The organism is Poriferisphaera sp. WC338 (assembly GCF_050931845.1).
GTDB lineage: Bacteria > Planctomycetota > Phycisphaerae > Phycisphaerales > Phycisphaeraceae > Poriferisphaera.
Genome location: NZ_CP194516.1, coordinates 3,550,454 through 3,573,790 on the forward strand (window position 1 = coordinate 3,550,454; position 23,337 = coordinate 3,573,790).

Consider the following 23,337-nt stretch of genomic DNA (forward strand, 5'->3'; position numbering starts at 1 on the left):
ACACCCGAAACCCCGTAAACCACGTCCAGACATGAAAATAGAAAAACCCAAAGGCACCCGCGACTTTTTTCCCGACGACATGGCCTGGCAGAACTACATCACCGATGCCTGGCGACGCGTCTCCATCCGCCACGGCTTCGACGAAGTCGACGGCCCCATCTTCGAAAAACTCGACCTCTACAAAGTCAAGTCCGGCGAAGGTATCGTCTCCGAACTCTTCTCCTTCCGCCGCGAAAATGGCTCAACCGACTTCGCACTCCGCCCCGAATTCACCCCCACGCTTGCACGCATGGTCGCCGAGCGCGCCAACTCTCTTCCGAAGCCCATCAAATGGTTCACCATCCCCAATCTCTGCCGCGCCGAACGTCCCCAACGCGGCCGCCTCCGCGAATTCCTCCAATGGAACATCGACCTGCTCGGACTCGACTCCGAACTCGCCGACGCTGAAACCATCCTCGTCGCCATCGATCTCCTCCGCGAGCTCGGCCTCACCCCCGAACACGTCCGCGTCAAAATCTCACACCGCACCGTCGTCCGCAACATCCTCCTCCGCCTCGGCGTCCCCGAAGACAACATCCTCCCCGCCTTCAACCTGCTCGACCGCCGCGACAAGATGGAACCCGAAGCCTTCGAAGCAGCCGCACTCAAGCTCGGCCTCGACGAACATCGCGTCCAGCGCTTCCAGGAAACCTGCCGCTCGCGCTACCGCACCGGCTCACTGTCTTCACTCTGCAAAGCCATCGGCATGCCCGAAGACGACATCGCCGACCTCATGAAACTCGACAAACAACTGCACGCCTTCAACATCGCCGACTGGTGCGAGTACGACCTCGGCATCGTCCGCGGCCTCGCCTACTACACCGGCACCGTCTTCGAAGTCCACGAAGCAACCGGCGTCGAACGCGCACTCGCCGGGGGTGGCCGTTACGACAACCTCATCAATCTCTTCGGCGGCCCCAAAATGCCTGCCGTCGGTTTCGGTATGGGCGACGTCGTTCTCTCCAACCTACTACGTGACAAAAAACTCATCCCCGACTCGGTCAAACCACGTCCCGACATCTACCTCCTCGCCGTTTCCGACACCGGCGCAGATCACATCCACGCACTCGCCGCCGACCTCCGCTCGCGCGGCCTCCACGCCCGCTTCTCCTACAAAACCACCCGCAATGCCGGCAAACTCCTCAAAGAAGCCGCCAACGCAAACGCCCGCTTCGCCCTCCTACTCGGCGACGAATCTCCCACAACGGGCCAACTCAAAAACCTCGAAACCCAAGACCAGATCGACATCTCTCTCGATACCCTCGCCGAACACTTGCACAACAATCTCTAACTCGCGCTTAGACAACACAAATAACAAACCAGCCAAACCCACTCTCACATGAGTGGGTTTTCTTTTGTCTTATAATATCCTCATGCACCCACCGCGTTTTTATAACTCGCTTGCCCCCTTCTACAACATTCTCCGCGACTACCCCTACACACCCATTAGGCGCAATCTCACCGCGGCCATGAACCTCACCTCTGGTAGCACCGTCTTTGACCTTTGTTGCGGTACCGGTATGAACTTTCCATATCTCGCACATCACATATCAGATAACGGCAAAATCATCGCCATCGATGGCTCCCCTGCCATGCTCAAGCGTGCTAGAAAATGTGCAGGTAAACTCAAAGCCCAACAACCCAATCTCATATTCGATTTTATTGAATTGGATCTCACTTCCTATGCCGCGATCGATACACTCACCACAATCATCTCTCAACATCAACCCACCCATTTTATTTGCACGCTAGGGTTCACTTGTCTGCCAAACAGCCAATCTCTGCTCAAGCTGATTTATGATCAAGCTCAACCGCAAAGCACCTTCGCCCTCTTTGATGTGCATACGCCCAAAAAAAATTTCTCCGCACGTCTGATCAATCTCATCGGCGCGTGTGATGCCGCCCTCGATCCGGCCAGCCATCTTGCCTCACTTAACAGCCATCCTACAAATCGGTCAGCCATCACCACCGATTACCCCTTCAAAATGCCGCCTTTCCGAAAAATCGCCATCAAATCCATCACACTGACAAAATAGTACTACTTCGCCACAACGCCACCTGTATGGCACTCTCTATGATTTTCTATGTTTTCATGGTGCCCAGTGTTTTATAATGCGAACAAACCACTTGTCGCGAGATACTCAACATGGCCCAACGACGCTTTCATTACGACCTTGCTTTCGAACATTATTTACGTGCAAATCGCCTGCCATATATTTCGGTTGACGAAGCGAAACGATCGCTGACCCCGAAAAGCATGGATACGCCGGGACCAAATATTAAGTCGTTTGATTTCGTCGTGTATTCAGAAGTTGGACCGAACCTGCTGGTGGACGTGAAAGGACGGAAGCATGCAGGAACAACAGGCACCAATCTACAAAATTGGGTGACCAATGACGACATTAAAGGGCTCACCACATGGTCGCATATCTTTGGCCAAGAGTTTATGCCCATTTTTGTCTTTTTGTTCTGGTGTGATGTGCAACCCCCTGATTCACTGTTTCATGATTTATTCGAACACAACGAACGATGGTATGCGGCAGTTGCGATCACGCTTGAAGATTACAAGACCCACATGAAAGCGCGATCGGCTGCGTGGGATACAGTTTGCTTACCTGCCGCAAATTTCAAAAAAATCTCACGCCCCTTACGAAATTTATTACACGATCACCATACTGTACCAGAAGAACATTTTCGTTTGAGCACCGAATAACACTGCCAAAATTGAATCTCTTCACTGCGGTAACAGGGACCGACCTACAGTCATTCCGCCTTTTGAGTTTTCTTGCGAAACAAGCTGGCCGGTAACTCACATCACTTGCACAAATTAAACCCTTTGCATCACTCTTCCCGATGTCATGGGTGTCAGGCAACGGCGTCAAAAACCGAAGCCTCCCACCAAAATAACGGCACAACCGGAGTCCCCCCTGGAAGCAATTTCCGACCTACTCCACCCCAGCCCGCTAAAAACGCAACAAAAACATCCACGCCGCTAAAACACGATTGTTTCGCATAAAGCAAACAACAAGAAAGGTCCGCGCAATGATTCTCAAACCCTTCCTTCTTGGCTTACTAGCCACCCTCATTCTCACTGCGATAACCTTCCTCCTGAACTAGCCCCACCTAGAAAACCGGCGCCCAGTAATACTGATTCCTCCTGAGTCAGATCACAAATAAACGACCATATCAGCGGCAACACATGCTCCCGTGACGCCGCAGATCAAGCACATGAATCGGCGTTTGCTTGCAAGCGCCGGTCATGTTGCATGCGCTCAACACGCTCTCTCTCCATTCCAAACAAGATTATTTCACAAATATGAATCGATCATACAAAGAGAGGGAAGTCACTGATTGCGATTCACCCTCAAAATCGCGACGATTCACAGTGAATTATGGCGTTCCTATGATTAATACCCCTCTTCTCCCTGTTGATTAACCATTCTGTTTCATCCAAAGCATTTCAGACGCAATCCGCGAGGCACAATAGATGCAGGTAAAAAATACACTCGCTTTCTTCACACATCAGATATTGCTTCATCTTTTCCTAGCACTGATTTTGCTCGCACTCATCGGCTGCGAACAACATATGATGATGGAAGAGACACACGCAGATCAAACGATCATGAACAAGGTTAATGATGACGTGTGCACCTGTTGCAAGTGTGATCCATGCACCTGTGAGCCCGTTGCCTTCGACACCAAACTTAAAACCGAAAGCGGCAAGCGTATGTCTTGCGGCTGTTGCACCTGTAAGGTTTGCGATTGCCCACGGAAAGAACCACTCCATTCACCGGAAAGCAAAGTTCATCCAAAATCGGATATGCCCCACTCGCACATGTCAGCGCACCATCCGCCAAGTACCGCCGCCTCGCTAAACAAAACCGCCACAGCCGACATTCAGGCCAAGCGAGCCGCCCATACCACCTGTAATTGCCCATAACTCCTCATACTGCCACAAAACCCTGATATAGGTTGCGTCATTGGGCAATTTTGGCTTCCCGCCCCTGCCCCGGTATACTTTAAGCCATCATGCAACCGCAGATAACCCCTATCGCTGAGATTATGATTATTAGCACTGCACACTGAGCAGGGTCAGCGATCGTCACCAACGAAGCCTATCGCCCTGCTCAAACGCAGGGTTTTTTTGTGACTGCAAAAAAGATCATCAACCCGAGAGTATCACGAAGATGAATCAGCAAGCTGAAGAGAAAAAGAACTATAAGAAGACGCTGAACCTGCCGAAGACAGCATTCGCCATGAAAGCCAATCTCGTCCAGAACGAGCCCGCCTCCATGAAACGCTGGGACAAGGCCAAGCTCTACAATCAGCTCCGCACACAAGCCACCGAAGAGAAATTCAAAAGCGGATCCTTCATCTTCCATGACGGCCCCCCCTACGCCAACGGCGACATCCACCTTGGGCACCTGCTCAACAAAGTCCTCAAGGATCTCGTCGTCCGATCACGCGGCATGATGGGCTTCGACACACCTTACACCCCCGGCTGGGACTGCCACGGTCTACCCATCGAACACAAAGTCATGCAGGAACTCGGCGACAAAGCCAAGGAAATGCAGCCCATCCAGATCCGCCGCAAGTGCAAAACCTACGCGGAAAAATTCGTCAAGCTTCAAAAAGGTCAAATGCAACGCCTCCTGACATTGGCCGACTACGACGATCCCTATCTCACCATGCTCCCGCGTTATGAAAAAGGTGTCCTCGAAGTCTTCGCTGGCCTCGTCGAAAAAGGGATTGTGTTCCGCGCCCTTAAGCCGGTGCATTGGTCTGTCGAAAACCAAACCGCACTCGCCGAAGCCGAGCTTGAATACTACGACAAGGAAGACACTTCGGTGTTCGTGAACTTCGCCATTGAAGGCCGTGAAAACGAACACCTGATGATCTGGACTACTACCCCATGGACATTGCCTGCGAACATGGCTGTCGCCGTCCACGAACGATATGAATACGGCAAATTCAAACTGCCAAACGGTAGCACAACCATTCTCGCCCTTGAACTCGCTGAGAAAGTGCTTGCATCAGGCGGCATCGAAGACGCCACGCCCATCGAAACATTCAAAGGCAAAGACCTCCTCAATCTCACCTATAAGCAACCCTTCACCGGCAAATCCTCCCGCGTTGTCCATGCTGAATACGTCACGCTCGAAGACGGCACAGGCATGGTCCACACCGCCACCGGCCACGGTGCCGAAGACTACCAAACCGGCCTCCGTGAAGGCATCGAAACCTACTGCCCCGTCAAACCCGATGGTACCTACGACGATACTGCCCCTGATTGGCTCGTCGGCAAATCCATCTGGGAAGGCAATGATCTTGTCGTCGAATATCTCCGCAAAGAAGGATCGCTCTTCCACGATCACAAATTCATGCACAGCTACCCGCACGACTGGCGCGGCAAGTCGCCGGTCATCTTCCGCGCCACTGAACAGTGGTTTGTAGGTGTTGATAAGCCATACGATCATGATGCCGAAGGTTTGCGTCATGCCGCCGAAACCATCACCGGCGACGTCAACTTCATCCCTGACTGGGGCCGTAACCGCATGCGTGGCATGCTCGAATCGCGCCCCGACTGGTGCATCAGCCGCCAACGCTCGTGGGGCTTGCCGATTCCCGCGTTCTACAACGCCGATGGCGAGCCATTGCTCACCACCGCAAGCATCAAGGCCGTTGCCGATGGCTTCGGCAAGCATGGCTCTGACTCTTGGTTCGTGGTCGAATCTAATCAACTGTTAGAGTCGTATGATGTTGCCGCCGACCCTGACGCGCCCGCATGGGCAAAAGAAGCCGGTGCACTCGACAACTTAACTAAAGGTAAAGATACATTCGACGTCTGGTTTGAATCTGGCTCGAGCTGGAATGCCGTTATGCGTGAAGGCTGGGCAGACAAACAATCCAAACGCGATGGCGAATCCGAAGCCTTCCCAACAGATCTATACCTCGAAGGCTCTGACCAACACCGCGGCTGGTTCCAGCATTCACTCCTGCCCGCCGTTGCGATTCATGGTGAAAGCCCGTTCAAAACCGTTCTCACACATGGCTTCATGGTCGATAAGAACGGCCACAAAATGAGCAAGTCTCTCGGCAATACACTCAACGTCGAAGACCTCATGAAGGAGTTCGGTGCAGATGTCTGTCGCTGGTGGGTCTGTACACTTAACACCGATAACGACATCAAAGTTGACGAATCTTACTTCAAAGTAGCTGGCGAGGAATACCGCAAAATCCGCAACACGATTCGCTTCCTACTGTCGAACCTTTCGGATTTTGATCCAAAGACAGATGAGTATGCTTACAGCGCCGATGACGCGTACAGCATTGATGCTTGGGCAATGAAGCAGTATGTAGAGATGGCAAGCAAAGCCACCAAAGATTATGAAGGCTACCGCTTCCGCGCTTTAAGCCGTGACATCTTCAACTTCTGCAACGACACACTTTCCAGCGTGTACCTGTCTGCGGTAAAAGATCGGCTGTACTGCGACAAGACCGACAGCCCACGCCGCCGCCGCACACAAAGCGCCATGTACCGTATCGCTTCGGGTTTGATTCGATTGATCTCACCGATCATGCCACACACCGCAGATGAGGCGTGGCGTGCCTTACACAACGCCGAACCCAAGAGTGATATGTGCGTACACTTGAAACGCTTCCCCTCGCTGAACAGTTGCAACACCATTGCGTGTGTGGCGACAAATGAATGGGAATCGGTAATGGCAGCACGTGACACAGTGATGAAAACGCTCGAAGATTTCCGTCAAGAAGCTAGCATTGATAATCCTCTTGACCTTGGCATTACTTGGGACAAGATCGAAGGCGCAGACCTTGGCGCGTTTGCGGCTGATGATTTAGCGGATCTGTTCGGTGTCAGTCGATTTACTGTTGGTGACACGGTGCGCATTAATGATCTGCGAGACCAACCGCGATGTGATCGTAGTTGGAAACGTGACGGCACCGTGAAGGAGCGAAGCGACAGTGGTATGCTTTCAGATCGTGACGCATTGGCAATGGGGCTGGCGTAATCATACGAACCAAAGAAACAAACGCAAAGCCCCTTATTCCAAGGGGCTTTTTTAATGTACGGTTTCGTATCGATCGATCTAGATTTGAGTCCGATAGCGAATCAGGATAACCGGCAGAGTTTAACATTCAGCAATCCCAAAACATCTAGTTTGTATTAACGGCCCTGCTAGTTGCTACAAATACTACACCAATACCGGAAAGTCGCGGAAAACGCGAAGCATCAGGAGGCATCATCCGATACTCAATAGGGCAGCCGAAGCAACGCTGCCTAATGTCTGTGTGATCCAACAGGGGTATAAGCAATGCCGATTGAAATTGCTGAATTGCGTTTGCATGAAGTCGAAGATGCAGTGGCATTTGCTGCCGAGCAGGGATGCAATCTATCTATAGCGGTCATAAGCCATACTATGAGCGTGCTTGTCCGTGAAGATGATAAGATTATCGGGGCCGGACTATGCGAAAGGCCACAGCAAACAAACTCCGGCTGGAAACTTCACCTCTGCCTATCAAAAGGTACAACTTCTGATCTTGCCCAACACATGTCTGACAAAGCGATGATGAAGATGCACGCAGCAAAGCTCAGCAAGTTTGGTATTAATCTACATGGCGGGGTGGATACAAAAAACTTCTGGAATGGAAGCACATGGCTCATCACAACAGATTCAAATGAAAACACTTCACCAGATCATGACCAAGCCAATCCAGCATCTAATGATGCTGCCGCAGCTTAACCTAATTCAAATTTCCTCTGCTATTCAACCACCTATCACACTTAGATTTTGATCACGACGAGTGTAATGTCGTCTTCCTGTGGCACATCTGCTCTAAACCGCTTCACGCTATCAAGAATTCCTTCTGCGATTTCGTCAGCAGTACGGTGCGCGTTCTGCTGAATCACTGATTGCAGATTTTCCTTGCCATAAAATTCTCTTTGCTTATTACGACACTCCCAAATGCCATCGGTACCAAGCACGATGACGTGGTTTTTCTCGATGTTCTGAGATGCTGCTTCATGATACTTCCAATGATGTAAAACCCCGAGTGGAATATCCGTGCCAGCAAGTTCTGAGAACGATCTCTTTTGAATGTCGTATACGATCGCGGGATCGTGCCCAGCACTAATCCATTGAAGCTTGAAGTTATTCGTACTTTCCACAACATTGATTTGTAGATAGAAGAGCGTCATAAAACGGCCAAGGAATCGAGAATCGCAGAGATGGAAGTTAATGTCAGCAAGCACATCACGGAGTGGCCCACCAAGTGCAGCACGCGATCGAAGCAAAGCACGAGCGGTGGCCATGAGTAGTGCGGCGGAAATGCCGTGCCCGACAACATCACCAACTGTCACAGCCACAGCATTAGGTCCGAGTTCATCGAACTGGATAAAGTCATAGTAGTCACCGCCGGTTTCATCACAATAAATACTACGGCCGGCAAGATCTACACCTGGGAGTGATGGAGCGCTGCTTGGTAGAAGCGATTGTTGCACTTCCTGTGCAACTGAAATCGACTCGGACAATCGCATTTGATCCTTGAGTTTCGGAATCATACTGTTAAACGTATCGGCAAGCAGACCGATTTCATCTTGACGATTCTTGAGTCGCACACGCGCACGCAAATCGCCACCAGCAATACGCTCAGCTGCACGAGCCATGTGCAGTATCGGCTGTGTCACTGTTCGTGATCGTGACCATGCAAGTACAATCACCATAATCACCACGCCGATAAGAATGACGGTGCTGATACGCATGAGTTGCCATGTTTTATCGAGCGCAATCTTTTCAATCGCATCCGCTCGCGCGTTGATCTCATCATAAGGCACAATTACTAATAATGAGGCACGAGGACCTAATGGCGCATAACCCCAAACAGCCTGCTTCTCATCTTGCTGAATGTTTAAAATACCCGGCTTTTGCTTTAGCAAATCTTCGATCAGTTGCATGCGCAATTTCGTATTTTCGATTTCAAGTGGGTGCAAATCGATCCCTACACGATAATCATGCCGTTCATCTTGTAAGTTGGTATCTGCAAAAACAACTGGAACCGGTGGCGAAGATGTATCGGTGTAAGGGATAGACAGCGTCTCTTTGTTTGCAAGTGCAACAAGGAGCAAACGTGAGTTTTTCCATTGAGCGGGAAGGCGACCAGCTGAGAGCATTTTGGTTAGACGAATGTCAATACCTGAAACGCCAATCACATTCTTATCTTTATCGAAAACAGGCAGAGTGACAGTCATAGTGACTGTGCCAGTAAGCGAATCAACAACAAGAGGAAACCAATGAACCTGATCGAGAATGCGTGTATGCGTACTATATTGATCTGTATTTTGCTCGGCTTGCTCTATGGTTTGCGTAAACCAACCACGTGTACGTGAATCGTAATCCTCAGGAAAATCGCCACCTTTAGGATAAACCATGTGCAGGCCAGACTTGAAGGAGACATAATTCCACAGAACAATGTCGCCTTCGGTTTGATAAAGGCTTCCGAAAACATCGCTAAGCCCTTTCAATTTATGGTACTGCTTCGTAATTTCAATATGGTCCACATCAGGTGGAAGGTATACGATCTTATCCTCAAGCATTCCACTTGTACTTAGTGGAGATTCGATGTTAGAAAGTGTCTCATTATCTGATCTTGCTTGCGCCTCCAAGTTTTCTATGTCTTCTGTATTTAGTTTGCGTTGAATTTCAGATGTTTGCGTCCACAAAAGCAACGAAATAATACCTAGCTCACGTTCAATAATGTTGGCGTATGAGTCAACAAGTTGTGTGAGTTCGACCTGCGCATCACGAATAAGATTACGATGAGTCCGAGAGGCAAGCTCACCGCCAAGTTCACGCAAAAAAACATGATCCACGACGCTAATAAAAATGAGCGGCGGTAAAGCAATAATCATCATCAGAATCATGAGGCGCTCACGGAGCTTCATACACGATGATATCCCTGGGCATGCGGTTACGATCCCTGCATGTAGTATCGTGTGATACCATGCACGAGGGGAGCCCGGATAACGATGTGAATACCCGCTGAGCATCATTGTTAAATAGCAACCTACTACAAAACTGAATTAGCGAATCTCAGGGGGAGGGGATTTCAGGTTCTTCGTGATCTGTATTCGTAGGTATGTCGTATGTGACAGGGGTATTACTCGTGTTATTCTGCGGCATAACCACAAGGGAAGATGTGACATCTTTTGGATGCATGAGCGACGAAAGATTGTACTTAGCACGGAGTCTATTCTGTGCACCTAAAGCATATTTGAACGATGAGCCAAAAGTAGTTTCCATATTACCATCAGCAGTGTAGATACGAGCGAGAGTTTGGGATGTAGGAGATTTATTTGCGATGGGCGCGGGGTACTCGATGAATATCCAAAGATCTGGATCATTTATATTTTCCGTGCCGGGATAGGTAAAGACGAAATCACCCACACGGTATTGAATGATGTCATCGGGTACTGGATCGATGACTGTTTCGATCGCACAAGCGCGAAGTTGATCAAAGTTTGGATTATTTTCTGGGAGAAAATCTTGAAGGGTATGATGTCCGATTTGCGCATCGGTGAATGTTGTGTTGTAGAACCCTGAAATAAAATCATCAGATGACAGATTTTGATTATCAATGAGCGCCACGATGTGCTGGGGGTAAAGGCCGGTGTTATTTTTTTGGCTTTGTAGTACCTGCGATATTCTTGAGGTACTTGGTGTAGACGTTGAAAATGGCGAATTGATTGTGACGTAATAGCTAAAGGAAATACTCGCGGCCATGATTAGAAGCAAAAGCACGAAAGGGGGAATGAGCACGGCTAATGTGGCACGTGTGCCGGATACTTTTTGTGCAGGGCCGAGCATGACTGCAGCAGTGACACACCACCAGATAAGTGCAACGGGGTAAAGTAAAAGATTAAGACAGGGTATCGCGAGAAACAAAATGGGCGTTGCGGCATAGGCGAAAGTTTGGAATGTTCGAGAGAAAGTGTAAACAGGTTTGCTGGAAACCTTGAGGATGAGGTGCGTGCTGATTGCCCAAATAATAGAGATACCAAAGAGAACAAGCACTGTGACGCCAACGAATATTGAGAAGCCGGACGCAGCACCTAGAGTTGCGCTACCACTGCCTGATGAAATACCAACAATGGCGGTAATAACAATAATGATCAAGACGATCGGCAAAAGTGTCACGGAAATAGTGGCGAGAAGATAGCCGAGTGCCGCGGTGGTAGAAGCGGTGGAGGGGGTGGCATTTATTAGTGGTGCAGGCGAGAAAAGAGATCGCCAAGCGGTGGATCTCCATTTTCCAATGAGGCCGCGTTTTTCTGTTTCATCGACCCACGGATTACGTGAGACCTTGGTGGTTTCTTCTGAAACACCTTCGGTTGGTAAAAGAACCATTTCATCCATGTGGATGTGGTTGTGGCAAGAGATGCAGTCGAAATCACGTGGGACAAGGTGGCCGTTGAGGCCGGTGCCGAAGTAGGGCTGGCTGCAATGGGGGCAAAGGTACTGAACTGCATTTGCGGCGAATTCGAATTCGGATGGTAAAAAGGGGGTGCCGCATTCGGGGCATTCTCTTGAAGTGATATTCCAAAGTCTATAGCCGCATTCTTTGCAATTCATGCGTAATCTCTATTCAAGGATTAGACCATAAAAATTATTTGGTGTATCGATCTTTCTTAGGCCAAGTTTCAATCTGATTTTTGATGGCCTTTCGTTTAAACCAAATCAGCACGAAAAGTGGATAGGCGAGTGCGAAGAGCAAACCGATGATACCGCCAACAACTGCACCAATGATGGCAGCTGTTTGTACGAATTCTTCATTCGCACCGCCCGCACCGCTCGATTGGAATTGTTGCTGAAAATTAAGGTAGGTGAAGACAATGTTAAACACGACCGAGAGCACGGCAATAAAGATATACATGCTGGCCCATTGCGGCATGATCGATCCCGCGGCGGCATCACGTTTTAGAAGTTTGATACAGCCAATGAGCAAATAGACACACAGGGCAAGAAAGATGAGTTGAAAAATTGTTTGCGTGAGGACTGCCCAAAGTTCTTGTTGCGGTTGTGATTGAGAGAATGGGTTGTCCGGCAGCAGGTACACAAACCAAAGTAACGCAATACCAAAAACACCCAAAAACCCGAATGCCGAGAGAATGATGCCGATGACACCGATGACCGTTGGCCAGATCGGTTGTTTTTGTACCGCGATGGCACCGGGCTGTGTGGGCGGCACTTGCGGGGACAGCGGGGGTTGCGCGTTGGGGTCGTTTTCGTTCCAGGGTTCGTTCGACATGGATACACTCCTGCGTTTTGCTGCGGTTCTTATGTCCACGTGCTGACTTCGTCTTTGATCTTGCTGCGGCTCATCCAGATGATCACCGTGACCAGAAAAGCAAGAAAAACCGCCATGATCATCAAGCCGATGGCAAGCCCGATGATAAGGGCGATCAGTTCGTGTTGATCCTCTGACACGACAAGAAACTCAAATAAAATGCCAATCGGCGACAACAAAAGCATACAGCACAATTCAGTGATTGCCCATACCTTAAATGGCTTGGCCGCTTTGGCTTTGCGTTTCAGGATGCCAATCGAACTGACTAAACACCAGAGACCCAACCCGAAAAAAAGGAGCATGAATAGCGCGTTGTATATCGTATAGAGCAGCGCCAAGTCAGGCGGCACATCTGACACGGCAAATGTATCGAAGATGCTGACCGGGACACAACAAAGGTTTCCCAACAAACTGATCGATGCATAGATCACGCCGAGTACACCGAAAACAGTCGGCCACGATGTTTGCGGTTCAGGCGTCGGTTTCGGCTGACGCATCGAATGTGTTTGGTCCATCATGACGATCTCTCATCTCTCATATCAACATATCAGTCCAGCATGCACATCTATAACAATAGACGCAATGAAAAAAGGAACATTTCAAGTATAAACAAAAAACAACCCCATCCTTGCGGACGAGGTCGTGGGTTATGGCAAATGTGAGATGCGGGTTTCCTTAAACGGAAACTTCCGGGGAGGTCACTTCGCTTCAGCGGTGGCAAAATCAAAGGTTGCAATCTCAGGAAGTTCGCCGACGATCGGTGCAAGGTATACCTTGAAGGAGTCATCAATGTTGCAGCCGTCGACAATGTATTTGGTATCAAGATGCTGAGTCTTTGCAGCAACATCAGAAAGTTCGATGCGGTTAAACTCGACCTTGTAGGGGTCGTCGGAAACACGTTGGATGGCGATAGATCCATCAAGGTCGCCGGAGAGAGCGAGTTCAGCAGCACGACGACCTGCCTGGCGTGCTTCGGCTTGATCAACTTCAGAAACGCAACCAACGAAGGAACGCTGAAGGTAACCGAAGGTGTCGGCACGGACACGAAGTTTCTCGCCGGTACGCTTGCCAAGCTTATCTTTGATCAGGTCGGAAAGCAGATCACCTAGTGCACCAGAGCCTGAGAGTTGCACGTTACCATGCGCATCAGTCTCAACATTTTCCTGAAGCTTAGCCGCGATGGCGGTACCGTCTTTGTCGGAGATCCCTTCGGAGACAGCGATGAGGCAGCGGCCGAATTTTTTGTAGGCAGCTTCAACATCGTCGATAAATTTGTTTTCGTCGAACGGAGCTTCAGGAACATAAACGAGATGTGGACCATCGTCAGTACCAGCACGTCGTCCGAGGATGGATGCTGCGGTGAGGAAGCCTGCGTGACGACCCATGATGATATTGATCTTGATGCCAGGCAATGCGCGGTTGTCGAGGTTATCACCCATGAAGGCTTGGGCGACGAATTTCGCGGCAGAGCCAAAACCGGGTGTATGGTCGTTCAGAACCAAGTCGTTGTCGACGGTTTTAGGCACGTGGAAGCAGCGGAGTTCATAGCCTTCTTCCTTGGCAAGTTCGTTCACAATACGGCAGGTATCAGAGGAGTCATTGCCACCTGCGTAGAAGAAGTAACGGACGTTATGCTTCTCGAAAGATTCAAAGATGCGCTTGCAGTAAGCTGCATCTGGCTTGTCGCGTGATGAGCCGAGCGCAGAGGAAGGACTATTGGCAATTTTATCGAGGAAATCTTGAGCACAGTCTTGCAACTCAATGAAATCGCCTTTGACGATACCGGCGACGGCATGATGTGCGCCATAGATCTTTTCAACGCCGGGATGACCTTTGAGGCCTTCAATGACGCCGACGAGAGATTGATTGATGACCGCGGTGGGGCCGCCAGACTGACCGATGACCGCATTACCTTTCAGTAACTCACTCATGAGTGTAACTCCGATTTTGTTGGAATTGGGGGGAGGGTTGCCAAACCAGGGAGCGCTGCCGAGGTTGTTTGGAGCGCTTTGAGAACCGTATTGTAGTCGGGATTGTGTAAGTGGACAAAAAGGCCCTGTGATGAGATTCGTGTAAGCAAGTGCAAAGACCGCACATGGGGTTTACCCTAAAACTTAAAATGGATCGCAATTTTTTGCCGGGCCATGATTGTCTATTGCTTGGCATATCTCTGCCGCGTAAATTCATGTCTGACAAGCAAATAGGAACCCCAAACCCTGCATTTGTTCATTTTCAGGTCTTCTATCCATCATATGAAAGGGTTCCTTATGCGTCATGTCAGACACGTTCGTTTTTTTGCGGTGATCCTTACTGTTGTCCTGGGTTATGGGTTTGCGGCACCAGCCATTGCGGGGTTCATGCTGGAGTTTGATTATTGGAGCCCCGGAGCAGGAAACGAAGCACAAGCGGTACAAGGTGGATGGAATTGGGGAGATGCACATTTCTATTTATTGGGTGACGGCCCGGATCTTAATCAGCTTTCGCAAACGCACAGCGTCCGTGTGTCAGCTTGGACCAGTGACAGTAGCGGCCGTGCGACGAAGCACCTCGGCAGTATCGTCGGCGATTTAAAGGATGCCCCAACCAATGTGTTTACCAATGCGGTTCAGCGAATTAATGTCATGGGCGATACGTCAACGATGTCGATCTTTGCAAACGTTGATTTCCATGAGGAAGCCGGCTTCTTGAAAAATTTTGATGAGTTTGCTGAAGGACTCTTCAATAAAGTCACAGGCATGGAAGGCAAGGGTTTACTCGGCTGGACGGTCACGAAATCTATCAAGGGATTGTTGAAGCTGGCAGGTGTTGATTTGTTTGGCAGTATCGATTGGGATCAGTATTTGCCGGAAAATAATTGGAACCCAAATGCTTTGGCGAAATCATCGTTTGAGACGTCGTCATTTAGTGTGACAACGATTCCTGAACCTGCTAGCTTGAGTTTAGTCACGTTAGGTGTACTGATGATTTTCAGAAGGCCGCATCAATCCACATAATCCATAAATAAAACCGTTCGCTATCAATTCGCATTTGGCTACTTCACGGTAGCCATATGCTTTAGCCGTAACCAATTCTTATTCACACTGCGATTATAAGAGATGAATTCACTGATCTCATTATGCAAAACAGCCATGCATTGAGACGTCGCTGTACTCATATTGCTTTAAATAACTTGGAGATTTTAGATCTTAGCGAGGATACCGCCGAGACGTTTCATTTCTTTGATAAGTTTCTTGCCAGCAGCAGTAACTTCCCACTTGATGACGGGGTCTTTTTTGGTTTGCTTACCTTTGATCAATCCGCGATCTGAGAGACGACGAGTAACAATATACTGGTAGTTGTAAGCGACTTCGATCTTCACATGCTTGCGATAGTATTCAGCGATTTCTGAGGAAGTCAACGGCTGATGACGCTCGATGACAGCAAGGATAAGCGCCTGATGAAAAGTAATTCCGTGTGAATGCTTGTCGCTTGGCATGAGTTATCTCCAGAGTGGTGATCGTGATGCCTAAAACTGACAACCAGAACGGGCAGCCGACATCGATCATGTATATTCTTGGTTTAGATCATCGTACAAATGAAATCTTAGATCTTTGAGAACGAAACAGATTCGACCCATATTTATACCTTAAATCTTTTTCCAATGACAACCCCTAGCCTACAAAACATGCGAATTATTTATTATTCGGCAGCGATGTCGAATCGATGCATAGATTAGACTGCCGTAAGAGCGTTCATAAAATGGGCAACTCTCAGCACCTAACACCTGATTAGACACAGAAACAACGCGATCGCATCAATCGCCAGAAATCTCTTTCAGTACCTGTTCGGCAAGTTCCTGCTCAGAACCGCGTAGCCTTGGTTTAGATTCTTCTAAGAGCGTTTTAGCTCGCTCTGGCTGAGTAAGATAACGAGCATAGATGAGGCCGAGGATAAGCATGACGTGATGCCGGTCGGCGTAACCGCTGTATACCTTCAAGAACAGCTCATAAGCCTGAGCGGCTGCATCATAACGGGCGTCAGCCATAAGCTGATTGGCAATGTCGAGCTGATGCTGTTGGGACATGACCTGCTCGGAGCTCATCTCCATGAGTTGGATATAGAGACGGGAAGCACGGGTCATGTCGTGCTGTGAAATCGCAGCAGAAATCTGAGCACGTAACTCGACGAGAGCTTGATCTTCGGGCGCGAAAGTATGCGGAACATCCTGCCCCTGATCGGGTTGCGTTCGGCCAAAGATGCCAGGATCAGTTGCATTTTCTGAGGAGGTTTGAGATTCCCAAGGGGAGTAGCCGCCAGCGGCCATGCGTTTGAATTGGGCTTGTCTACGCCTACGCTCGATGAGCGCAAGCATATCGTAGGGTTCACGCGGAAAGAGGCGGATCATGAGTAGAGCCATGCATAGCGCAAAGCCAAAGAGATAGCCGGAGAGGTGAGCAACGTAGGCGACATTGTCTGTGCCAATCCAGTTGAAGATAAAGTCCTGAATCACACGGAAGAGGATGAGGATGATGCCTGCAACCTCAAAATAATCAATGATAAAGAAGACCCAATAAAACAGCGTAATATTGGCAAGCGGGAAGAGAGCAAGGAAAGCGCCGGTGACGCCTGCGATCGCACCTGAAGCACCAAGCGCGGGGGAAGCCTCAAAGGCGGCATGACCAAGCCCAGACACCACACCAGCAGCGAGGTAGAAAAAGAGATAACCAACGTGACCGAGACGATCTTCAACATTATTACCGAAGACATAGAGGAAGATCATGTTGCCAAATATGTGATAGATGCCTTGATGTAGAAAGGCGCTGGTGAAAAACTGATAGACATGCAGATCATCAGGGCGGAGGTAGTAGGCGGTAACTGGAAAAGCTTTGTAAAGTTGATCGAGCGGCAGGTTATAACCAGACTGATAAGCTTTGATCACATAGGCTTGTGCACCGGCAATCTGATCAAAGGTGAGAAGGTAAATCACAATATTGGCAGCGATAAGCGCGTAATTCACCCACGGCTTCTTACGACTCGGACGATCGGTTTTTACAGGAAAAATCAGAAACATAAAGTGTGATTCTTTTTAGTATCGCAGCCCCTACCCCATCCGGAAGTGGCACGGACTCATCTGGCAGTCGGCATGTATGATAAGGTCGCAGCCGGTGAAAAACACGATGCGACGGGTTATTGCGCTGCAGCCTCAATGGTCCATGACGCCAAATCGGCATTGGGATTGATCGGTGCGGCAGCATAAAAATTTATCGGCCGTGATGGATCAACCGGCTTGTCCCAGCGGATGCTGTATGTTGCGATCGCGCGACCGTCATGATCCAGCGCTTTGACGATAAAGATCCAATTTCTGATCGTGCGGGGTGTGTTGTTGTAGGCGGTCACAGAAAGCAATGTCTTGCGACCAGAGCGGGAAGGCACCAGCACCAAGCGATCTGGGGACACGACGGAAGCTTTGCTCAAGGCGGGATCTACCTCGACCCAATCCGCACGGCGCAAGTCCTGCATATTCTCAATGTTTGGCATCTTGATACGAATCTTCGCGGGATAACGTGCGGAAATCAGTGCAAGCGGCATGCTCATGCGTTGGACTTCTGTCCCGTCAAAATCGACAAGTGAAAGGTGGAAGGTTGCATCACCAATGATACCCGGTTCGGTTGTGCTGACAGTCGCGAGATACCATGACTGGCCATTTTCATCTCGCTCAAGCCGTTGATCGGTCACACGTGCGACCGGACGATAGATGATCGGCGGAACGTGCGGGGCATTCACCACTTCCCAAGGGCTAGCCTCCATCCTGTGAGCGCTGGCGTAGCTTTTGCCGGGAACGAGTGTGACGTCGCCTCCAGGGGGGAGTTGCGTACTATTCTTAAGCCCCATCGTGGTGTACATAATGCCGAATCCAAGCACCGCCACAATGAGCGTCAACAAACCAAGGATAACATAGATCGATCGCGAGCTACGCCGACGTTGCCAACCTTTGCTGATCATGAAGTCGGCTGGTACGTCGCCTACCCGAACCTGTGAAACATCGTCTTCCTCTTCATCTTCGTGGGCAAGGGAAGCAATCGCGATCGTCATCTGCTGCGTGTCATCAAGGCCCGGCTCTTCTGGACCACTCTCGTCGCGCATCATATCGGACAAGCCCGATAGTCCCACCATGCTTCCAGATGGATCAAGCCGCAGGGGTTCAGCATCTTCATCGAGCATGCTGGCGGCTTTTTCAGCCTCAACCTCAGCCTTGAGTTTGCGCTTGATGTGACCTTTTTCAACCTGATATCGCAACCCGCATTGCGGACAACTCACCACAGCACCGACGCGCACAAAAGAACTGCGTTGGACCAGCTGGCAGGATGGACATATAAGCTCATACATCAGATAGACTAATGATCGCAACTTCCGGGCTACTTGACAAATCCTAAGTGAAGATTGCATGCCACTTTTCCACCACAACCTTATAATGGTTTGCGGTGACTTTTGCCCTTCCCATCCTGACCGTGGGCCAACAACGGCCCACGTATGCCGTAGGACCACACGATCTTGCGGCCGTGAAGCTGCTAAGAATCTCGATTACGGATCGGTGTCAGCTTCGCTGCCTCTATTGCATGCCAAATGATGGGATCGATTTTTATCCCAAGCAGGACACGCTTTCGCCGGACCACATCATGGCGGTGGCCACAGCTGCCCGAAAAGTCGGCATCACCCATTTCAAAATCACCGGTGGCGAGCCATTGGTCAGACATGACATTCTGGACATCGTACGTAGACTCAAAGCCCTTGAGCCAACGGATCTGTCGATGACAACCAACGGCCTGATGCTGCCCAAACTGGCAGAGCCACTCAAAGCCGCAGGGCTGGATCGACTCACCATCTCACTCGACAGCTTCCGCAATCATACGTTTCAGCAGATCGCCAGCCGGCATCAAACCTATAGCCTTGAAGATGTACTGACCGGCATCCAAGCAGCTGAAAACGCAGGTTTCCATCACATCAAAGTTAACACCGTGATCATTGGTGGAATCAATGATGAGCAAGTGCATGAGATCGCAGCTATTACGCTGCTGAAGGATTGGACAGTACGGTTTATTGAATACATGCCGCTCGGCAATGCAGCACTTGTTGAAGATGATTCTGTAAACACACAAACCCATGTAGTAAGCAATGAGATTATCAAAACCCGAATTGAATCACATTTTGGCCCATTACTTGCCACCGATCGCACGGCCGAAGTAGGTGTGGGCCCCGCGATAATTTATCAGATCCCCGGTGCTGCTGGACGGCTTGGTTTCATTTCTGCGATGAGCCAACCATTCTGTGAAAACTGCAACCGCCTAAGATTAACCGCCAAAGGTGAACTGCGTGCGTGCTTATTCGATGGCGGAGAAATCGATCTGCTCCCCATCCTCGAAAAATCAAACAATACCGATGCGATCATCGAACAGATGGCACAATGCATACGGGAAAAACCGCTGCAACACAGCAGCCGAGGCAACCGGGCGATGAACCAACTCGGTGGTTAGTTAAAGCCATACCGATAATCTTGGGTCATAAAAATCCCTTTTGGGCCTCTTCAGAAGGCTGAAAATCCGCCATTCCAGCAAAACATCAGCACGCACGACCAACATCCCGATACAATAAGTGGCGTTCACATATATGCATCATCCACGGGTAGGGCTTTTGAATGAGTGACAACCATCAATCGATCGAGTCGCTTAATGAATATTTCGGCATTGATCAGATCCTTCGATTTGAAATCGGCAAAGGCGGCCTAACCTGTGCGCAGATCACTCACCCAACGGTTAACGCAACGGTCTATCTCCATGGTGGACATGTAACACATTTTATGCCGACCGGACATAAGCCGATTTTATATCTCAGCCCTGATGCGGTTTTCGATGAACGTGCTGCCATCCGTGGCGGCATTCCCATCGTCTTTCCGTGGTTCGGTCCCAAAGCCAATGATCCAAACGCGCCAGTACACGGGCTTGCACGCACTGCTGAATGGCGACTGCATCGCGCACAAAATCATGAACAAAAAATCACACTCGAACTGATCAACCACATCGCTCCTTACGAAGTTCGCTTGTTCATCGCATTCAGCGAACACCTCACCATGACACTTAAGGTAGACAATCTTTCTGACAATCCGCAAACATTTGAAGAAGCCATGCACACCTATTTTCATGTGCAGGACATTGAACAAGTCATACTTACCGGCCTTGAAGGCTGCAGCTACGTCGATAAAGTCCAAGGCGGTATCGAACAACCACCACGCGGCAAGCCCATTACCATCACCGGCGAAACCGATCGTGTTTATCTCAAAGCCACCCGCACATGCATGATTGAAGACCCCGCATTAAACCGTCGTATTTATATTGATAAACACCATTCCAACTCCACGATTGTCTGGAACCCTTGGATTGAGAAGTCGCAATCTCTCAAGGACATGCCTGACGATGACTGGAAGAAAATGCTGTGCGTAGAATTTGCCAACGTTCGCCAGAACGCAGTCACGCTACAGCCCGGTCGTTTCCACGAAATGACCATGGTCATCCGCGCTGAACATCTCAGCTAATCTATCCGTTGAATAGTGTCACCTAGCATCACAAAGAAAAACCCCGCCTGGTTAGACGGGGTAAGCACAACACTCAACTTACACCATGATGTTGGGTCACGTTCCCGGGTTCTGCATTCTTTGATCCCACGAAAGCAAAACACTGATAGACCAATCACCCAACAGGGGTTTCTAGTTTTATTGTCGTTCGATCGACTGCGGCGTACGTTTCGGATCTTCCTTTTCTTTCGGCGCGGCAAGTTGACGCTTCACAAAATCTGGCGGCGCGGGGAATGCAAGAGCCGGATCAAACCCAGCCGCTTCTGCATGTTGGTTGACCGCTTCGTGGAAGCCGGGATAGGTCAACTCGCGCCATTGAACAGGCGTACTGCCATAGATCTTCGCACGAATCAAAACAGATACTGCTGGCGAACGCATATAGCCAATGTATGTTTCACGGAATGTCTCACGGAACGATAGGATACGCTGCCTGGCCTGCTCCGTCTTCGCATCAAGTCCTTTATCCTTTTGATATTTCTCGTGTGCGTTCTCCGCCATTTTCATGAACTTGTTGAACACATCCAAACGACCGTTCGCCAGACCTTGACGCATCCCATTCTGAATCATCGCATCGATAAACTGTCGCGTTTGAGATTGCATATCCATGTCCATCTCAAGCTCACCCATCACGAAATCGGGTAATGTCTGCAGGTATCTGTTGTCACGTAGGTTGTGTGGCCGATTCCCATATAACCTGCGAATCTTATCGTAATAAAACTGTGCATCTTCCACATCACCATACAGATAGGTATAAGTGATCGCTTTTAACAAGAAGTTCTCGTGACCATTTTCATAGTTGTCGATCGTGCCTTTCTTGTTTGAAAAATCTGCAGCTTGCATGCGTGTGATCGAACGCTCCATCCCTAGCTCGTACGCTGGAATAAAACGGGGGTCAGGCAAAAGGTCGATGCGCCGCATAGCCGGGTCATAGTTCACGCGACCAAAGTGCATCAATTCCTGCAAACCATGAATAATCCCACGGTTGGTATTGATCAGGTCAATACGCGTGGTGTCCATGAGTTCACCAGAAACACGCTCACCACAAAACGCCCAATACACACCATGAGCAGCCGGATGTCGCCAGTCAAGCGGCCCAAACAGCTCCATAATCTCATACATAATCCCCGGATCCATGTTGTATTCATCTCTGAGCGTCTTCGCCCGGAGGAATGCAAGCACATACTGCGTACCAACCCGGTCTGCCTTTTCTTTACCAATGAGCAACCGCAGAGCAGCTTTTTCCTTATCACTCCCTTTACCCTCAACGAATCCAATCACGCGATCCATACTGTTATAGCGCAGCGCGACGATCAATTGGCCAAACTGACGTAACGTATCTGAATCCATCTCCAATCCCGCATCGCGCAGTTTTTCCACCACGTTCTTAGTTTCTGGATGATCTTCAAACAACAATGTCAGCTTATTTTGTTCTTCACGCTGCCCTTGTTCGGCAATCATTCCTTCAAGCGTTTCAAGCTCTTTAAGAAGTTCTGAATTAGCCACGTATTTATCACGTAAATCCCCAATAACATCTAACACACGCACCGTGGATAATTCACGTACAGATTTCAGTGGCTCACGAAATTCCTCAAACTTCTCAGAAAGCCGATCGAGTTCATCACGTGCATCACGTGTGATCCGATCCAATACGAAGTACCGATCCATCGCATCCGCCACCGGCTTGAACTGAGCCAGCACTTGCTCAGTTGATGCGCCTTCCGTCGGCGCACCCAAGACTTCCTGCCACTCTTCAGCTAGCTTACGCTTGTAATACCAGTGCATGTCGTCCGAATACTTACCCATCTTGTGGAAGAACGTCCATGCAAGCTCACGGTACAAACGCACCGCGTTTGGGTTGTAAACAATTCCCTGTTCACGAAGAAGCTTGATCCCCTTGTTCACCCAGTCATAACGTTCCTCTGGCGTATAGGTCTTCACCGAAATGTTGTACGCCATATTCCACGCCTGAAAACCCCACACCTGTGGGAAACGTGGCTGCAACGTTGTAATCCATTGCGCTAAGGTATTCGCTTCGTTGAACTTGCCTTCTTGCTTGAGATTCTCCGCACGATACCAAAGGATATCGACCGCCAAACCACGGAACGATCCTAGCGCCGCAGCAGCAAGTGCATACTTCGGTGGCTGCCGATCCCCAATCTGCAGGTCAAAACCAAGCTGCAACTCACGGCGCATCTTGTTGATTTGCGGCACAAGTGTCGTTGCGCCAAATAATGCAGCAACGGCAACCACGCCAGCAATCATTTGTACGACCCGATCTCTGCTCATACGTTCTTCCTATCTCTATTCAACGCTTAGGCTGAATGTTCATA

The 23,337-nt window shown here is 49.6% G+C and carries 17 protein-coding genes; 8 read left to right on the top strand and 9 right to left on the bottom strand.

The annotated features are described in order from the left end of the window. The first annotated feature begins 31 nt into the window (after positions 1 to 31). The 5 genes from hisS (at position 32) to ACQ6WK_RS14730 (ending at position 7,802) form a co-directional block, all read left to right on the top strand. Positions 32 to 1,330, top strand: a complete 1,299-nt coding sequence (gene hisS, locus ACQ6WK_RS14710) for a histidine--tRNA ligase (RefSeq protein ID WP_432798141.1) — start codon at positions 32 to 34, stop codon at positions 1,328 to 1,330. A gap of 82 nt (positions 1,331 to 1,412) precedes the next feature. Next, complete coding sequence (locus ACQ6WK_RS14715) at positions 1,413 to 2,075, top strand: class I SAM-dependent methyltransferase (protein ID WP_432798142.1); 663 nt, start codon at positions 1,413 to 1,415, stop codon at positions 2,073 to 2,075. A gap of 110 nt (positions 2,076 to 2,185) precedes the next feature. Further along, the gene (locus ACQ6WK_RS14720; RefSeq protein ID WP_432798143.1) at positions 2,186 to 2,752 is read left to right on the top strand and encodes an HYExAFE family protein; all 567 of its coding nucleotides are present in this window, start codon (positions 2,186 to 2,188) and stop codon (positions 2,750 to 2,752) included. 1,474 nt (positions 2,753 to 4,226) lie between these two features. Next, a complete protein-coding gene (ileS, locus tag ACQ6WK_RS14725) occupies positions 4,227 to 7,070 on the top strand; it encodes an isoleucine--tRNA ligase (protein WP_432798144.1) in 2,844 nt (947 codons plus the stop codon). A gap of 303 nt (positions 7,071 to 7,373) precedes the next feature. After that, positions 7,374 to 7,802, top strand: coding sequence for a hypothetical protein (locus tag ACQ6WK_RS14730; protein WP_432798145.1), 429 nt, complete (start codon positions 7,374 to 7,376; stop codon positions 7,800 to 7,802). A gap of 41 nt (positions 7,803 to 7,843) precedes the next feature. Here the strand turns inward: ACQ6WK_RS14730 and ACQ6WK_RS14735 are convergent, their stop codons facing one another. The 5 genes from ACQ6WK_RS14735 to ACQ6WK_RS14755 all read right to left on the bottom strand — a co-directional run bounded on the left by ACQ6WK_RS14735 (position 7,844) and on the right by ACQ6WK_RS14755 (position 14,333). Next, complete coding sequence (locus ACQ6WK_RS14735) at positions 7,844 to 10,000, bottom strand: SpoIIE family protein phosphatase (protein WP_432798146.1); 2,157 nt, start codon at positions 9,998 to 10,000, stop codon at positions 7,844 to 7,846. Positions 10,001 to 10,148: 148 nt separating this feature from the next. Beyond that, positions 10,149 to 11,687, bottom strand: a complete 1,539-nt coding sequence (locus ACQ6WK_RS14740) for a YIP1 family protein (protein ID WP_432798147.1) — start codon at positions 11,685 to 11,687, stop codon at positions 10,149 to 10,151. Positions 11,688 to 11,721: 34 nt separating this feature from the next. After that, complete coding sequence (locus ACQ6WK_RS14745) at positions 11,722 to 12,363, bottom strand: hypothetical protein (protein ID WP_432798148.1); 642 nt, start codon at positions 12,361 to 12,363, stop codon at positions 11,722 to 11,724. A 29-nt stretch (positions 12,364 to 12,392) separates the two neighbouring features. Beyond that, a complete protein-coding gene (locus tag ACQ6WK_RS14750) occupies positions 12,393 to 12,920 on the bottom strand; it encodes a hypothetical protein (protein WP_432798149.1) in 528 nt (175 codons plus the stop codon). Between the two features lie 180 nt (positions 12,921 to 13,100). Further along, entirely contained in the window at positions 13,101 to 14,333 is a 1,233-nt protein-coding gene (locus tag ACQ6WK_RS14755; RefSeq protein WP_432798150.1) for a 6-phosphofructokinase, read from the bottom strand. Positions 14,334 to 14,669: 336 nt separating this feature from the next. On the opposite strand from ACQ6WK_RS14755, the gene ACQ6WK_RS14760 reads away from it, so the two are divergent. Beyond that, positions 14,670 to 15,395 (top strand): hypothetical protein, encoded by a 726-nt coding sequence (locus tag ACQ6WK_RS14760; RefSeq protein ID WP_432798151.1) that lies wholly within the window; start codon positions 14,670 to 14,672, stop codon positions 15,393 to 15,395. A gap of 185 nt (positions 15,396 to 15,580) precedes the next feature. Here the strand turns inward: ACQ6WK_RS14760 and ACQ6WK_RS14765 are convergent, their stop codons facing one another. The 3 genes from ACQ6WK_RS14765 to ACQ6WK_RS14775 all read right to left on the bottom strand — a co-directional run bounded on the left by ACQ6WK_RS14765 (position 15,581) and on the right by ACQ6WK_RS14775 (position 18,828). Continuing rightward, positions 15,581 to 15,877 carry a hypothetical protein gene (locus ACQ6WK_RS14765; protein WP_432798152.1) on the bottom strand — a complete coding sequence of 99 codons (297 nt, stop codon included), beginning with the start codon at positions 15,875 to 15,877 and terminating at the stop codon, positions 15,581 to 15,583. A gap of 318 nt (positions 15,878 to 16,195) precedes the next feature. Further along, positions 16,196 to 17,452, bottom strand: coding sequence for a rhomboid family intramembrane serine protease (locus ACQ6WK_RS14770; protein WP_432798153.1), 1,257 nt, complete (start codon positions 17,450 to 17,452; stop codon positions 16,196 to 16,198). 116 nt (positions 17,453 to 17,568) lie between these two features. Next, entirely contained in the window at positions 17,569 to 18,828 is a 1,260-nt protein-coding gene (locus ACQ6WK_RS14775; protein ID WP_432798154.1) for a hypothetical protein, read from the bottom strand. Positions 18,829 to 18,941: 113 nt separating this feature from the next. On the opposite strand from ACQ6WK_RS14775, the gene moaA reads away from it, so the two are divergent. Further along, a complete protein-coding gene (gene moaA / locus ACQ6WK_RS14780; protein ID WP_432798155.1) occupies positions 18,942 to 19,913 on the top strand; it encodes a GTP 3',8-cyclase MoaA in 972 nt (323 codons plus the stop codon). A gap of 161 nt (positions 19,914 to 20,074) precedes the next feature. Continuing rightward, positions 20,075 to 20,968, top strand: a complete 894-nt coding sequence (locus ACQ6WK_RS14785) for a D-hexose-6-phosphate mutarotase (protein ID WP_432798156.1) — start codon at positions 20,075 to 20,077, stop codon at positions 20,966 to 20,968. A 177-nt stretch (positions 20,969 to 21,145) separates the two neighbouring features. Here ACQ6WK_RS14785 and ACQ6WK_RS14790 read toward each other — a convergent pair whose 3' ends face one another. Beyond that, positions 21,146 to 23,293 (bottom strand): hypothetical protein, encoded by a 2,148-nt coding sequence (locus ACQ6WK_RS14790; RefSeq protein ID WP_432798157.1) that lies wholly within the window; start codon positions 23,291 to 23,293, stop codon positions 21,146 to 21,148. Positions 23,294 to 23,337: the final 44 nt, after the last annotated feature.